Source organism: Hyphomonas sp. BRH_c22, assembly GCF_000961795.1.
In the GTDB taxonomy this organism is placed as follows: domain Bacteria; phylum Pseudomonadota; class Alphaproteobacteria; order Caulobacterales; family Hyphomonadaceae; genus Hyphomonas.
Map to the genome: position 1 here is coordinate 1 of NZ_LADU01000067.1, position 14,819 is coordinate 14,819.

The 14,819-nt window shown below is 55.3% G+C and carries 13 protein-coding genes; 6 read left to right on the forward strand and 7 right to left on the reverse strand.

Translation table 11 applies throughout. The annotated features are described in order from the left end of the window. The 4 genes from VR74_RS08795 to VR74_RS08810 form a co-directional block, all read left to right on the forward strand. Positions 1-766 (forward strand): metallophosphoesterase family protein (locus tag VR74_RS08795; protein ID WP_045695979.1); only part of this gene is annotated, 766 nt, incomplete at its 5' end. A 59-nt stretch (positions 767-825) separates the two neighbouring features. Next, complete coding sequence (locus VR74_RS08800; protein WP_045695981.1) at positions 826-1,416, forward strand: polysaccharide biosynthesis/export family protein; 591 nt, start codon at positions 826-828, stop codon at positions 1,414-1,416. A 347-nt stretch (positions 1,417-1,763) separates the two neighbouring features. Further along, positions 1,764-2,462, forward strand: coding sequence for a sugar transferase (locus VR74_RS08805; protein WP_299949950.1), 699 nt, complete (start codon positions 1,764-1,766; stop codon positions 2,460-2,462). A 39-nt stretch (positions 2,463-2,501) separates the two neighbouring features. Next, positions 2,502-3,356, forward strand: coding sequence for a family 16 glycosylhydrolase (locus VR74_RS08810; RefSeq protein WP_299949952.1), 855 nt, complete (start codon positions 2,502-2,504; stop codon positions 3,354-3,356). Positions 3,357-3,763: 407 nt separating this feature from the next. Here VR74_RS08810 and VR74_RS08820 read toward each other — a convergent pair whose 3' ends face one another. The 5 genes from VR74_RS08820 to VR74_RS20710 form a co-directional block, all read right to left on the reverse strand. After that, the gene (locus VR74_RS08820; protein ID WP_299949954.1) at positions 3,764-5,050 is read right to left on the reverse strand and encodes an O-antigen ligase family protein; all 1,287 of its coding nucleotides are present in this window, start codon (positions 5,048-5,050) and stop codon (positions 3,764-3,766) included. After that, positions 5,047-6,201 carry a hypothetical protein gene (locus VR74_RS08825; protein ID WP_299949956.1) on the reverse strand — a complete coding sequence of 385 codons (1,155 nt, stop codon included), beginning with the start codon at positions 6,199-6,201 and terminating at the stop codon, positions 5,047-5,049. The genes VR74_RS08820 and VR74_RS08825 overlap by 4 nt, the downstream gene beginning before the upstream one ends. Positions 6,202-6,280: 79 nt before the next feature. Next, positions 6,281-8,665, reverse strand: coding sequence for a polysaccharide biosynthesis tyrosine autokinase (locus tag VR74_RS08830; RefSeq protein WP_299949957.1), 2,385 nt, complete (start codon positions 8,663-8,665; stop codon positions 6,281-6,283). Between the two features lie 60 nt (positions 8,666-8,725). Beyond that, the gene (locus tag VR74_RS08835) at positions 8,726-10,012 is read right to left on the reverse strand and encodes an outer membrane beta-barrel protein (RefSeq protein WP_045695988.1); all 1,287 of its coding nucleotides are present in this window, start codon (positions 10,010-10,012) and stop codon (positions 8,726-8,728) included. A gap of 39 nt (positions 10,013-10,051) precedes the next feature. After that, the gene (locus VR74_RS20710) at positions 10,052-10,348 is read right to left on the reverse strand and encodes a hypothetical protein (protein ID WP_299949958.1); all 297 of its coding nucleotides are present in this window, start codon (positions 10,346-10,348) and stop codon (positions 10,052-10,054) included. Between the two features lie 318 nt (positions 10,349-10,666). On the opposite strand from VR74_RS20710, the gene VR74_RS08840 reads away from it, so the two are divergent. Together VR74_RS08840 and VR74_RS08845 are read left to right on the forward strand one after the other, a co-directional pair. After that, complete coding sequence (locus VR74_RS08840) at positions 10,667-11,797, forward strand: NAD(P)/FAD-dependent oxidoreductase (protein ID WP_045695990.1); 1,131 nt, start codon at positions 10,667-10,669, stop codon at positions 11,795-11,797. A gap of 107 nt (positions 11,798-11,904) precedes the next feature. After that, on the forward strand, positions 11,905-12,798 hold the full coding sequence (locus VR74_RS08845) for a glycosyltransferase family 2 protein (RefSeq protein WP_045695991.1): 894 nt from the start codon (positions 11,905-11,907) through the stop codon (positions 12,796-12,798). A gap of 27 nt (positions 12,799-12,825) precedes the next feature. Here VR74_RS08845 and VR74_RS08850 read toward each other — a convergent pair whose 3' ends face one another. Further along, positions 12,826-13,980 (reverse strand): acyl-CoA dehydrogenase family protein, encoded by a 1,155-nt coding sequence (locus VR74_RS08850; RefSeq protein WP_045695993.1) that lies wholly within the window; start codon positions 13,978-13,980, stop codon positions 12,826-12,828. A gap of 26 nt (positions 13,981-14,006) precedes the next feature. Next, positions 14,007-14,819: acyl-CoA dehydrogenase family protein (locus VR74_RS08855; protein WP_045695994.1), on the reverse strand; the 813-nt coding region annotated here is incomplete at its 5' end.

Consider the following 14,819-nt stretch of genomic DNA (forward strand, 5'->3'; position numbering starts at 1 on the left):
TGCGAACATCACGAGGGTGACAGCAGCGCCGGAAGGCGAATGCATCTATGCTATCGGCGATATTCACGGCCGCTGCGATCTGCTGGAACGCCTGATCGTCGAGATCGAGCAAGATGCGACCAACTTGCCCAATGGTACGCGCGCGACAATCGTATTCCTGGGAGACTATATCGACCGCGGATTGCAGTCTCGCGATGTGATTGAACTGTTGTTGAGCGACCGCCTTGGCAAGTTCGAGACAGTGTTCCTGATGGGTAACCATGAAGAGGCCCTCCTAAAATTCCTCGACGATGAGTCATTCGGCAGCCAATGGGTTCGCTATGGCGGCGGCGAGACACTCTATTCCTACGGCTTCCAGCCACCGAACACGCGTGGCAGCCTAGGATCCCATGAGGCGATGGCTGATGCTCGGGCGGCCTGGAGCAAGCTATGGGCAGCCTTCCGCGAGCGCCTGCCGCCGGACCACTTGGCGTTTTACCAGGCGCTCAAGCCTTACCATTCCGCTGGCGACTATTTTTTCGTTCATGCGGGCCTCAGACCGGACAAACCAATGCACGAGCAAAGCACGCGCGACATGCTTTGGATCCGCGACGAATTTCTTGACGACTCTCGGCATTTTTCGCATCTGATTGTTCATGGACACACGCCCGCCGAGGGAGTCTACCGGGACAATCGCCGTATTGGTCTGGACACGGGTGCGTTCCTGAGCGGTAAGCTCTCGGCCGTAAAACTCATTGGTGAGGACGTAACTTTCCTGACCACGTGACTGTGTCAGACTGAAACACTCTGGCTTCAAATCGTCGCCACAGATTGGAGATTTCAAATATGTCGCTGCTTCGTTCTATTTCGCTCATGGCAACTGCAGCCATGTTCATGTTTGCCACGGCCTGCCAATCGACAGGCCCCGTGAGTCGCCAAGTCGTCGACCCGACGGCATCGGCCACCGCTCAGACGAATACTGCCTATACTTTAGGCACGGGCGACAAGTTGCGTATCAATGTGTTCGGCCAACCCGAATTGTCGGGGGAGTTCGTCGTGGATGGTACGGGTGCCATTTCTTTGCCACTGATTGGGCAGGTGGAGGCTGTCGGCATCAGCACACAGGAACTCGAAACCAAGATCGCGACCAATCTGTCGAGCGGCTTTCTGCTCGATCCAAAGGTCAGTGCCGAAGTGATCAATTATCGTCCGTTTTACATTCTTGGCGAGGTCGGTCGCCCTGGGGAATATCCATTCAATTCCGGGCTAACCGTGCTGAATGCTGTAGCAGCAGCAGGTGGTTTCACTTATCGGGCCAACAAAAAGGTCGTGTTTATCAAAAGCGCTGACGGAAATGAGGAAGCGGCTTTCAAGCTTGACACAAACACTGTCGTGAGACCTGGCGATACGCTCCGGATTGGAGAGCGCATCTTCTAGGGCTCGACTGAAAAATCTGAAAGATAATCGAGACGTCTGCGCCCGCGATGATCAATCGATCATTACGGGCGTGTTTCATTTCAGGTCAGCGATTTGATACTTACATATCACAACGATACGAAAAAATACGCCAAAAGCCTAATGTGAATGAATATTTATCTAATACTTCGCCCAAGAGGGGAAAATGCATGCGAAGAGTTAATAAATCGCGAAAATAGAGCTATAAGGATTGCGTTGGTTGGGGCGAACGCAATAAGCCTGAGCCTCCAACGCGGTAAGAAAATTGCAAACGGGTCGAGTGGACGCGGCATCGTGAGCAAACCGCTAGTTGATTGCAGGGGACCAGAATGGGCTTGAGACTAAGTAAATCGTCGAGGCAGGCAGAAGCCACCGCTTACGCAGCGACCCGCCTTCGAACCTCGGTCGCTGACGACCATGCCCTCTTTTTCAAGCGCTTGTTTGATATCCTTGTCGCGGGATCGGCACTCCTCTTTGTTGCGCCGCTCATACTCACCATTGCCGTCGCCATCCGCATGCAGGATGGTGGCAAGGCCTTCTATGCCCAGCGGCGTTTCGGACTGAACGGCGAAACATTCAACTGTTTCAAACTCCGTTCAATGGTACCGGATGCGCAAGAGCGGCTCGAACACCTTCTTGAGAATAATCCGGCTGCTCGGCGCGAATGGGAAGAGTCGCAAAAACTGACCCATGATCCTCGCATCACATCACTCGGTCATTTCATTCGAAAGACGTCGATTGACGAATTGCCCCAACTTTACAACGTCCTGCGCGGTGACATGTCGCTGGTTGGGCCTCGTCCAATCGTCGAAAGTGAAATACCCAAATACGGCGAGAACTTCCGGCAGTACTGCGCTGTGCGCCCTGGCATCACGGGCCTGTGGCAAGTGACGGGTCGCAGCGACACGTCTTATCCACAGCGGGTCGCGATCGACGTGGAATATGTTCGTACCCGGTCTTTTTGGGGCGACGTGAAGATCGTTCTCCTGACGGTGCCAGCCGTATTCAAATCCGAAGGCGCACGATAGGATCGTCCCATCTGACCGGTCACACAGGTGCCCACAAGCATGGATCGACTATCCGAAAATCGCATCAGGAACGTCATCGCAGTATGCATAGTACTAGCGCTCCTGGTTGCGATGAGCATCGCGACATATGCTAGGCTTCGACCATCTCCCAGGGTCATCGTTGATCGTGGCGACAACAAGTCTTTCAACTTGTCGTTTGCTGACGGCTTTGACGAAACAGACTGGTATGTTGCAGATTTCACGTTCCCTTCCACATTCTTCAGGACCGGTTGGGTGGAAGAAAACGTTCGATACCATGCGCCAAGTATTTCCTTGGAAATCAATCGCAAACCCGTCGACCACCAACCATTTTCGGGCGCCGAAGTCCAAAAGACCGGCTTCTATGGATTTGGCCACTATGAAGTCGTGATGCAGGCGGCATCCGGATCTGGCGTTGTTTCATCCTTCTTCACTCACACTGACTCGACCTTCGGAGACCCGCACGACGAAATTGACATCGAGTTTCTGGGCAACGACACGCATCGGCTTCACGCGAATATTTTTGCGAATGGAGAAACCGAAGGTTCAATCTATATCGATCTGCCGTTTGACGCTTCCGACGCCCCCCACCTCTATGCTTTCGACTGGCAGCCAGACTCGGTCAGCTGGTTTGTCGATGAAAAGCTCGTGAAAACCGTAACGTCTGCCGAAAGGCAAATACCGCAAACACGCGGTCGCATCATAATGAATATCTGGACGGGTTCCAAAGCGCAGTATGGATGGCACGGTCCCCCCGAATTTGAAGACGAGACCCGCGCAACCATTTACTGTGTGAGTTTTCGAGCTTTGGGAGACGCAGGTTCACAATGTTCGGACAAAGGCGTTCATTGGTCGGTCAACGGTGGTTCGTTGTAGCCTTGGCTAGGTATCGCCTCAGCCGAACAGGGCCATTACGCCAGAAATGATTCCTGCCCAAAGTAGGGCGCTCATCCCTACGATTACGACGAGCCTTGCCCATATAGGCCATTTACTGTCCACCTCCCCCCTGTAACCTGCCCCGTCGCCACGCATCTGCGCTTCGAGCGAATACTCGACGGAAGTCCTGCGGGACGGGAAGGCTGGGGTGGGTGTCATCATTATCTGTTCTGACCATCCAACTTTAACGATAGCTTAAAGCGACATCACTTGTTTCGCGCGCAGATATCAAACCTTGGGGTTGGAATCGGGCAAGAATGCGTCTGAATCGCGTCAGATTTCGACCTCTCCCAAGTTTCACGATCCGCTGAAAGCGAACACCCGTGGGCATGGCGCGGAAAGAGGCGTCAGACCGTTTCCCGCCGGATGACGGGTACGCGGCGTTCGAACTTTCGCTCACTGGCTCCCAAGGTGGTCACAGCCGCAAAATAGTACAGATTCACCAACGTGTTGAACGTACTCCAGATATAGGATTCCGTGAAGGTCGATGACAGAATGATCACACTGGTTATCAGCAGGGCGGAATGGTCCATCGTCGGCGCCTTCAACCAATTCAGCAAGGCGCGGTAAAAGCACCAGGCCAATAGCAGAAGAAACAGTGACAGACCGATATACCCCAGGTGCACTCGCACTTCCCAATACGCATTGTGGAATGTCAGCTTGGTGCCGAATGGCTTGAAGTCGTTCTCGTTGATGGTTTGCGCCATGCCAACGTCATACTGCCAGAAACCTTCCAATCCGACACCAATGAATGGATGCTCCTGACTCACCAGTTCTGCCTGCCGCCAGATCTCAGCCCGACCGGAAAATGTGGAATCCCTGCCTACAAGTCTAAGAAAGTCCTGCATCATCGTGTTCTCAGGCATATTGAGTATGATGATCGCTGTTATCAGAACGATGACCCCTGCGAGCATCATCATTGATGAGCGCAAGTGACGAATACGGCTTATGCTGATCCAGAAAAACTTCATGCCTACCAGACCGAGGATGCCCACGACCGCAAAGACCAGGGACGTGGCAGAATCGGCCATATATTGGAACACAAAGCAGACCGGCACGAACGGCAATGCCAACAGGCGGATCCACAAGAACTCTTTTTCGTTCAGAACTGTAACCAGGCTCAACAGCATGGCGAATAGCATCTGTATGGCGAAGAGATTTTTAGACTCGTACGGCCCGCCAAAGATGAATGTGTCCATGAGAGGGACAGAGTAGATTGTGGTTATCATGCCTGCAAACATGAGGCAGCGAAGCGCTTGGCGCGTATTTAGCCGAGCCGCAATCACAACGATCGTCAACGGTGTCAGGAGCATCAAAACCCCCGACCGGATCGCATCAGACGGGTAACCCGACCATGTAAATGAAAGTAGTCCGAAAATAGGCAACAGGAACAAGGGCCAGGATTTCAGGATCACTGGCACGATCGTTCGGTAGTAAATTCCTGTAATGCCGACAAAGAACAGAACGAGCATGTAGCGAATAGGCGTGACGCCATCGAGTGGCAAATAGGTGACAAAGAACCACAATGTCACAAGCGCCTGTTCCCAGACGGGTGCCTTGCTGCCCGTGCTGTAGAGATTCGCAAACTCCAGCGCTTGCTTGTCGTTGACCTGAATGGGCTGCACCATGTTCATTTTGAGCGTGCCGTGGTTAATGCTCGCTCCAATACCTCCACAAAAAACCCGTTCGGCTCGATAAACACGTCATCTGGCATCTCAAGCAACCGGCTCCGACAGGCAGCCAACCTGCTCTGATCGTTCAGAATACCTTCAAATAGTTCAGGCAAGGTTTCATCCAGCGGTTCTTCGACGGATATTCCGCAATCATGTCGGTTGATCCATGCTGCCGTTTCGGTGCCCGCCGGTGCAATCGCTGGGGTAGCATAGTAACCCCCTTCGTAAATCCGGTTGGGTAGCAGCCAGCTGGAATTGAAGCCCGCTTCCATGAAGTCGCCTGCCCACACCACGTCCAATCCGCCATAAATGGTCGCTAGATCTTCGGGCGACCGGTAAGCTCCGCCGAACGACATGTTCGCGCGGGCATCAATTTCAGGCTCAAAGACAGGGATTTCTATTCGGGCCGGTTGGCCATGCAGCCTGATATCGAGCTGGTCCGGATAGCGATCGGCCAACGCGCATAATAAGTCGAATGACCTTTGGCATCGCAAATTGCCGACCCAGCCCAGCCTGAGTGGCGCATCTGGATTTGACGCTTGCGGACGAGTGTCAACCGGATCCGGACGTGGCCCGAAGTCGCTCGCTGCCGCCAGGCGATTCTCGACCAAGTAGGGCTGATACAGACCAGAATAGTGCTTCTCGAAATGATTGCGAAGAAACCCAGGTGAACTCACAACGAGGCCGATCGTGCGGCGAAGTAGACGCCTCTCAATCCCCCGAAAGGTCTTACCAATCCAATCAGGGCGCGTCAGCAGACGGTGTACATCAAGGCTTTCATAGATCACTGGAGTATCGAGCTTCGCGTATAGCTTCGCCAGGAATGCGCAAGCAAGCATGTCCAGATTGCGCGCGTATATGACGTCAGCTTTCGCAAGCTCATCTCTCGAATCGACAGCAATGCGCGCGCCCGAAAATATTCGCACGATCCGCTGTAGGAACGCGCCGTCGCGCGTGACGCCAAGATCGATATTAACCCATTCTGGCGCATCGTTGTCTTGCCGACGCATCATGAATCCGACGACCCGTATACCTCCATCCCTCATTGCGCGGACGCGGCGCCGCACTGCCGCATCACCCGCATCATGACCAAAAAATGCCACCTTGATCATTGCATTACCTTACGCATGACCGAGTGCGATTTTGACGTTCCCAGGGCATGCGGCTTCGGAAACCCCACAGGAACCTACTTTAGTGCCCTGAGGTTTCTTTCTGTGGCTCTGCACTAAATGTCACTTTTTTGCTTTTCACCGAAGACGAAATGTAGTTCGCGGTTGACTTCGTGAAGTTATCCTTTGGCGTCTTGTTCCATCCAAAAAAAGACCGCTTTGTCTCCATCGAATAATACTTGCTGTATGCCTTGTAAGTCGCGCCGGGATCATTGTGATGACGACGGCGGTTAAGATCGACCATGTTGAGCGTCGTACCAAGAAGATCCGCATTGAATGACTTCAGCAAATGTAGCGACTGCCTCACCGCAGACCGAAGCGAACGACGCCACCGAATGACGAGGATCGTCTTGTCGGCCTTGCCCGCAACGACGCGGGCTTCCGCCATCAACAGGAGAGGTCCAGTATCGATCAGGATGAGATCATACATAGAACGCAGGCGCGCCAGCAGGTCATCGAATGCCCGCGTACCAAAGACGTCATGTGGCACATGACCTGATTTCGAGAGCGGAAGTATGTCCAGCATACTCCTGTGATCCTTGCAGATCGCATCCGACAGCTGTCCGGCACCGAACAGGTGTTCGATGAAGCCAATTTCAGGAGACAGTTCGGCGGCCTCAGTCAACTGCCGGCGGCGGAAGTCACCGTCTATCACAAGCGTCCGGGAACCAGACATTGCGGACATCCGGCCAAGGCTCAAAGTCAGGCTTGTCTTGCCTTCGTCCGGCAGAGACGACGTCACAGCCACTGTTTTCGTCTCGCTGTCGATATCAGAAAACGCAATTGCAGCACGAAGATAGCGAATGCTTTCTGCGAACGCGGAGAGCGGATTGTCCACGAGGAAGTCGGCAGGGTTCACCTGCGAAAAGGGCAACAGGCTCGTGCTGCGGATCAAGGGCACCGAACCGATCGTATTCACACCCAGCTTGCGCTCTATGTCTTCGGCCGAACTGATCTTCATGTCGAATACTTCGGCGATAAGCGCCAGGCCGCCACCGATGATGCCGCCAAGCAGGCAACCGATAATCAGGTTAAGCAGCTTTTTTGGTGAACTCGGCGCACCGGGCACGGACGCTGTCGAAAGGATGTTGGCATCGGCCTGAATCAGGTCGTCCTGCTCGCGTGTCTCCTTCGAGCGGCTGATGAACTCTTCATAGAGCACCCGGCTTGTCTCAGCATCACGCTCAAGTTCGCGCAGGCGCACCAGGTTGATATTGTTGCCACGCAGCTGCGCTGTCGACTGGCTGATATTGGAATTGATACTGTTGATCTGGTCCTGAGCAACCTTTAGTTCGCTCTCAAGATTTGTCGCAATCCGGTTTACTTCCGCCGTTATCTGGCGCTCGATGTCAGCCGCCTCGTTGCGTGCGCCAACGAGCTCGGGGTGTGCTGGACCCAGAGTCGTTTCAAGGTCAGCTACGCGCCGCAAAATTTGTGCGCGTTGGGCCTTGAGGCTCGAAATGACGGGAGAATCCAGCACCTCAGCGATAGCATCGATTCCTGCACCACTGTCGATCTGCCGCTTCATGCTCTGATAACGGGCACGGGCACGGTTCAGCTGGGCTTCCAGCACGCTTTTCTGGTTGGTATTATAGGCAATTTGCTGCTCGGTAAGTGTCGCGCCCTGGGCCGACAATAGCCCGGTGGCTGCCCGGAATTCTTCCACGCGCTGCTCTTTCGCTTCCACTTCATCGCGCAAACCAGCCACTCTCTCGGATAGCCAAGCTGTCGCGCGCCGGGTCGCTTCGAGTTTGGAATCCAACTGCTGGACGCGGTACTGGTCCGCCACGGCATTAGCGATCCGCGCGGCCGTTTCGGGTGTCTTGCTCGTCACTTCGACATTGATCAGATAGGTTGTCCCGACGCGACTGATGTTTACCTTGCCCACCAAGGTACGGACAACTGACTCAAGAATGGCCGAGTCGCGTTCATCAGGGCTGAGGTTTGCATAGGGCGTCACATCCTTCTCGGCACGGCCCGTCCAAGACCTGACCTGATCAAGCATGCTCGGCTTACGCTCGACGAGGGTCCAGTTGAATTCGGGATCTTCCACAAGTTTCAGCTTCGTCGCAACCTTGGTAAGAAGCGACTTTGAGCCCATCACGCGAACTTCCGTGTCTATCACGGCCGTACTGGTAGCCAGTCCGCCGAGCACACTGCCCAGATCAATGACGTTTTCCCTGTTCGTATCGAGCTGCAAGATCGCATTTGCTTTGTAGATTGGCGTCTGCGTGAAGGTCACATACGCAACAAGCAGGAATGTCGTGACAAAGCCGGTCACAATGATCCAGAGGCGGCGATAGACGGTGCCTACCAACGCCTTGAAGTCAATCGGCATGTCGCTGCGGGCATCGCCACCCTGCGATACAGCTTGCGAGGGAATTTCCAGACTAAACGTCTTGGTCAAAGCACTACACCATTCACTTTTGCCTCAGCCGTAAACCGGGCTGAGGACGTATCAGGGATATTAAGGATAAAGTTTCAGACCAACGCCAATCTGATTGACGTCATATGAAGGGTCTCCAAAGACGCCGCCTCCGCTCGAATCGCGGGCTATGTGCCGGGCGAAGGCTTCGAGATGAACGCGTTTGTTCAACTTGTACGCCGCCGTCAGCGACAGGTCGTTTACATCGTCGGTCCGGTCGATTTCCTGATAGTCATAGCTCGAAACGTTGCCTGCTGCACTCAGTATGACGTTGCGGCGAAGCTCATGGTCAACGCGCGCACCGAAATTGGTTTGAAGTGCACTCGGTGAATCGATCACGCCGATATCGACAACCCGGCGCCCTGCAGTAAAGCCAACCGTTGTCAGCCGGCTCGGGAACCATTGCATGCGGCCATCCACCGACACGCCATCGACGTCTTTGAAGTAATCGTCATCCTTCTCCTCGCTCAGGTAGCCGACGGCAATATCACCTCGGACAAGCGAGTTGAGTTCAAAATCGACACCCGCGGCCACCGTGTAACCACTTGAATCGCGCGAGCGTAATGCACCGCCCAGCAATTGAGCTTGGTCATAAGAGCGATCAACCATCGATCCTTGCGTATACACGGCCAGATTTGGCGAAACTGCATAAGACAGTCGGGATCGAGCGACCGTAAAACTTCTGTCGCGGTAGTCCTGATCGACCAGGATCCCGGATGCCGCCTGGCGGCCATCCTCGTAATCTTCTTGTGACACTTCAACGAAATTGGTCCAGCGGAACCGGTCACTCTGGTAATTCGCATTCACCGACGCGCCAACACGCGTTATTCCGATTGGGCGATCAAGACCGTCAGCATTGGCCAGGTCCGTTCGAGCTTCGACCCGATCTTCAATGAACACGGCGCCACCAACAGACACATTACGGTTAACGTCCAGCCGGCCACGCAACCGGGCGCGCAAATCGTTCGAAGACTCGTCGTTGCCTTCAAGGTATTCGTTGCGAAACGCTGACAAATTCACGCCCACTTCGTGGACATTCCAGTTCGTGCGAGCGGCAACTTCCATGCCTAGCCGGGCGAGGGTACCGGATTCCTCATTCGAGTTTGTCGCACGAATGTTGTCGACATAGGTCAGCGAGGCACTGGCATTGGAATTAACCAGAAATGCACCAAGGCGAATGGGCTCGGGATCGTAGGCGGGTTGACGACGATCCAGCACTGACTCGTATTTGTCGCGGCTATAGTAATTCTGGCCCTGAGCGGCTGCGTTTGCAGCCATCACACTGCTGGCAGCAACGCTCAGCAGGCAAAAACGCTTGAATTTCGACATGAATGCAATTCCCTTGGTAAATTATGGTTTTGTGTCAGTTCAAAACAGCTTGCCGCGCGCTGCAAGCCATGGACCATGTTTGCCGTTAATCTGCTGTTGTTGCGCCCCGACTGCCAGCGCAGTCACCGCACGCACCAGACTGTCGCAAACGCGGCGAATTCGAATAGTCTCTTTGCACGAAACGGATGAAAATGCGCTGAATACGATAGCTGAAATTGCGAGGATTGGCGCATTTCTCCTCATCAATCGCATCAGCCACCCCCGGGGAAGCGGGTCGTCGCTGCGCCGTCCCGAAATCAGGAAAAAACTACCCGGTATTGAAACTTTCTCTGTCATCCCCACCCACATTCTATGTGTGTCGCCAAATCGTCTGCGCTTATCCCGACCGTTTCATATGCGCGGAGCATTCAAGCCTTCACACATCACGGCTTGAGGTCGAGCCCAAGGAAAAACGTCCAGAATTGCGACATGCTCACCGAAGGTTAATGTTACACGCTTCATGGTTTACTGTCACCCTGAGACCCTCCAGAAATCGGGAGGAATGCGAACTGAAGATCGGTTCATTTCGTATTGTTAACAAGCGTTTGCATAATTCATGATCTCCCCTCTCACCCGCCTCACCGAACCTCATCGTTGCGCGCGGGACAGCGTTTAATGACGGAAGTCGACATGATCGTCGTCGGCGCGGGAGCCATCGGGCTTGCCTGCGCCGCCGAACTGGCTCGCCGCGGGCACGAAACGTATGTCCTTGAGTCTGCGCGGGCGATCGGCACAGGAACGTCCTTGCGCAACAGCGAAGTTATCCACGCAGGCATCTACTATCCGACGGGCAGTCTGCGCCATCGCTTGTGCGTTTCTGGCCGGCGCAAGCTCTACGCCTACCTTGCGCAGCACCACATCCCGCACAAACGCACCGGCAAGCTGATTGTCTCCACAGATCCCAGTCAGCAAGCAAAGCTGGAATCCCTGTTCACTCAAGGCCGGCAAAATGACGTGGAAGGCTTGCGGATGCTCAGCGCATACGAGGCAAGAGAACTTGAACCCGATCTCCGTTGCGATACGGCGCTTCTGTCCGAAGAAACCGGTCTGATCGACAGCCACACATTCATGGCCACCCTCCGGAACGATCTCGAGGATCACGGCGGCAATGTGCTGTTAGACGCGCCGGTGCTGGAAATGCGGATCCTGCCAAATGGCCGGTTCGAACTGAGTGTAGGCGGACGGGAGCCCTACACAATCATTGCCCGTCATCTGGTTAACAGCGCTGGCCTGTACGCACATCGCCTGGCCACACGGATGGAGGGATATAACACGTCCCTTCTGCCAATATTTGCGCTCGCCAAGGGCAATTACTTCAGCTGTCAGGCGCGCCCTGCGTTTTCGAGGCTGATCTATCCTGTACCCGTTGCCGGCGGATTGGGCGTTCACGTCACGCTGGATATGACCGGACGAATGCGCTTCGGGCCGGACGTTGAATGGCTCGATCACAATGACCCCGACCAAGTCAATTACCGCGTGGATGCCGCGCGTTCTGCGTCATTCTATGAAGCCGTGCGAGCCTATTGGCCTGGCCTGCCCGATGGTGCGATCGTACCGGACTATTCAGGATGCCGTCCCAAGCTGACGGGTCCAGATGAACCTTCCGCTGACTTCCGGATCGACGGCCCGGCTTTTCACGGCCATGACGGGCTCGTTCATCTGTTTGGTATCGAATCCCCCGGTCTTACAAGTTCGCTTGCAATCGCCGACCACGTCGCGGATGCATTGGGTACACACTCTGTTTGAAAGGCCGTCGGGGCGCATTGCATCTGGCACAAAACTCGCACCCTGATGAACAGTCCGTTGCACGAACCCACGGAAATTGACTGGGCAGACACTGAGGATAGAATACCTTGTTGATCGATATCTGTGTCTGCACGTTCCGCCGCGCGTCCCTTGCAGACACGCTTCGCTCGCTCGGGCATCAGGTCCTGCCTGACGGCTCAGACCTTCGCATTATCGTCGCTGACAATGACGAAGTGCCGTCGGCGCAGGAACTGGTTACCCGAATTGCGCAGGATTTGCCGGTTCCGGTCCAGTATGTCCATGCGCCCAGCCGGAACATCTCGATTGCCCGGAACGCCTGTCTGGACGCGGCGACCGGCGATCTCCTGGCTTTCATCGATGATGACGAGGTGGCTCCGCCCACCTGGATCGCTGATATGCACGCCCTGCTTGCGTCCGGGCCCTATGATGCTGTCTTCGGACCGGCCATTGCCGAATATCCCGATACAGCGCCAGCCTGGATAAGGCAGGGAGATTATCACTCCAATGTGCCGACAGCCCGCAATAGAATCGTGCAGACCGGCCATACATGCAACGCCCTTATACAGATACATGCCCCCTGCTTCCACGACCAGCGCTTCCTGTTGGAAAAAGGCCGCACCGGAGGCGAAGATACTGAGTTCTTCTTCCGGGCCTGGCGGGATGGTGGCAAATTCGCCGTTTCCGACACAGCCAAAGTCTTCGAACCTGTTGATCCGTCCCGCCTTGGTTTCGCATGGATCGCAAAGCGGCGGTTCAGGTCCGGAATCACATACGGCCGCCTTGAAAGAGGAAGATTATCCCTCATCAAGGCGGCCGTTTCACTGTGTGTGACAATCCTGAAAATTGCCTACTGCATGGTCCGCACACTGATTGCGGTCTTTTCAAGCAACCAGCGTAATTTCTGGCTCCTGAGGGCCGTCTTCCATTCAGGCGTTCTCACGTCAATTCTATCCGTCAAGGAACAGGAACTGTACGGATAGCGCCCGGTCTAGCTTCGGATACCGCAGCTATTCAGCCGCAACCTGCATTTCAGCGGCCGACAGTTCCGTATAGCGTTTCAGGTGATGATCGACATTGCCGAACTCGGCATCGATCATGGTCAGGCGCTTGAAATAGTGGCCGACGGCCATCTCGTCGGTCATGCCCATGCCGCCATGGATCTGGATCGCCTGCTGGCCGACAAAGCGTCCGCCCTGGCCGATCCGTACCTTTGCAGCGGAGGCGGCCTTCTTCCGCGTGACGTCATCTTCATCAAGCTTCAGCGTGGCCATGTACGTCATGGACACAGACTGCTCATGCTCCATGAACATATCCACCATGCGGTGTTGCAGGACCTGGAACTTGCCGATGGCAACGCCGAACTGCTTGCGATTGCGCGAATACTCAACCGTCATTTCATGCGCGACTTTCATCGCACCGCACGCTTCGGCACAGAGGGCGGCAATCGCCTCGTCCGTCACGAGTTCCACCAGCGGCAGACCGTTGTCGACTTCGCCGATGACGGCATCCGCGCCAACCGACACGTCCTCGAAATACACTTCCGACGCACGCCGTCCGTCAACCGTTGGATAGTCGCGCGTCGAGACGCCCTTGGCATCCTTCGCGACGACAAACACCGTGACACCCTTGGTATCGCGGCGTCCGCCGGATGTGCGGGCGGTGACCACGAAATGTGTTGCCCATGGCGCGCCAATGACAACCGCCTTGTGGCCATTGATCTTGAAGCCGGCACCATCTTTCTTGGCGGTCGTCTCGAGATCGGCAAGATTGTAGCGGCCACGTGGTTCAGCATAGGCGAACGCAAAAATCTGCTCGCCAGACATGATGCCGGCCAGATGCTCAGCCTTCTGGGCATCGCTGCCCCGTTTCAGAAAACCACCACCGCACACGACGCTTGGAAGGTAGGGCTCGACAACCAGTCCCTTGCCGAACTCTTCCATCACGACCATTGCGTCGATCGGGCCGCCGCCGAGGCCGCCATCTTCTTCGCTGAACGGCGCCATCAGCAGTCCAAGCTCGGCAAACTGCGCCCACATTTCAGGACGCCAGCCATCCTTCGACGCCACGACCTTGCGGCGTGTGTCGAAATCATACTGCTCCCGGATCAGCCTCGAAAGGCTGTCGCGGATCATGGTCTGCTCTTCGGTGAAATTGAAATCCATGTACTTTTCTCCCTGCCCCGTGTGCCCTAAAGGCCCAGGATCATCTTGCTGATAATGCCGCGCTGAATTTCGTTCGATCCGCCATAGATCGACGTCTTGCGCATGTTGAAATATGTCTCTGCCACGAAGTTGGAGTGGTCCGGACCAACTCCCCGTTCGTTGGAGCCGTCCGGCTCCATGCCAGCTGTGTACGGCTCGGCATAATTACCCACCGCCTCAAGCGTCAGCTCGGTCAGACGCTGCTGGATCTCGGTTCCCTTGATCTTGAGGATCGAGCTTTCCGGTCCCGGGCCTTTACCTGCCGATTCAGAGGCAAGTGTGCGCAGTTCCGTGAATTCCAGCGCCGTCAGGTCAATTTCGAGCTGGCTGATCTTGCGGGCAAAATCGCCGGATTTGATTAGCGGCTCGCCATCGACGAGTTCCTCGCTGGCAATGGCCCGGAGTTTTTCGACGCCGCGCTTGGAGCGCGCGACGCCTGCAATTCCGGAACGCTCATGAGCAAGCAGGAACTTGGCGCAGGTCCAGCCTTCGTTTTCCTTGCCGACAAGGTTTTCGATCGGCACGCGCACGTCTGTCAGCCAGGTTTCATTCACCTCATGTCCGCCGTCGATCAGCTTGATCGGGCGCACTTCAACGCCAGGCGTTTTCATGTTGACCAGAATGAAGCTGATGCCTTCCTGCGGCTTTTTCGCGTTCGGGTCAGTGCGGCAGAGGAAGAAGCCCCAGTCAGCGAACTGGGCGAGTGTCGTCCAGGTTTTCTGGCCATTGATGACCCAATGATCGCCGTCACGTACAGCTGTCGTCTTCACGCTCGCAAGGTCAGAACCGGCACCCGGCTC

Bases quoted from the DNA above. Each gene is read 5' to 3' on its own strand.
- VR74_RS08800 (WP_045695981.1), top strand. From the start codon at position 826: ATGTCGCTGCTTCGTTCTATTTCGCTCATGGCAACTGCAGCCATGTTC.
- VR74_RS08805 (WP_299949950.1), top strand. From the start codon at position 1,764: ATGGGCTTGAGACTAAGTAAATCGTCGAGGCAGGCAGAAGCCACCGCT.
- VR74_RS08810 (WP_299949952.1), top strand. From the start codon at position 2,502: ATGGATCGACTATCCGAAAATCGCATCAGGAACGTCATCGCAGTATGC.
- VR74_RS08820 (WP_299949954.1), bottom strand. From the start codon at position 5,050: ATGAACATGGTGCAGCCCATTCAGGTCAACGACAAGCAAGCGCTGGAG.
- VR74_RS08825 (WP_299949956.1), bottom strand. From the start codon at position 6,201: ATGATCAAGGTGGCATTTTTTGGTCATGATGCGGGTGATGCGGCAGTG.
- VR74_RS08835 (WP_045695988.1), bottom strand. From the start codon at position 10,012: ATGTCGAAATTCAAGCGTTTTTGCCTGCTGAGCGTTGCTGCCAGCAGT.
- VR74_RS20710 (WP_299949958.1), bottom strand. From the start codon at position 10,348: ATGACAGAGAAAGTTTCAATACCGGGTAGTTTTTTCCTGATTTCGGGA.
- VR74_RS08840 (WP_045695990.1), top strand. From the start codon at position 10,667: ATGACGGAAGTCGACATGATCGTCGTCGGCGCGGGAGCCATCGGGCTT.
- VR74_RS08850 (WP_045695993.1), bottom strand. From the start codon at position 13,980: ATGGATTTCAATTTCACCGAAGAGCAGACCATGATCCGCGACAGCCTT.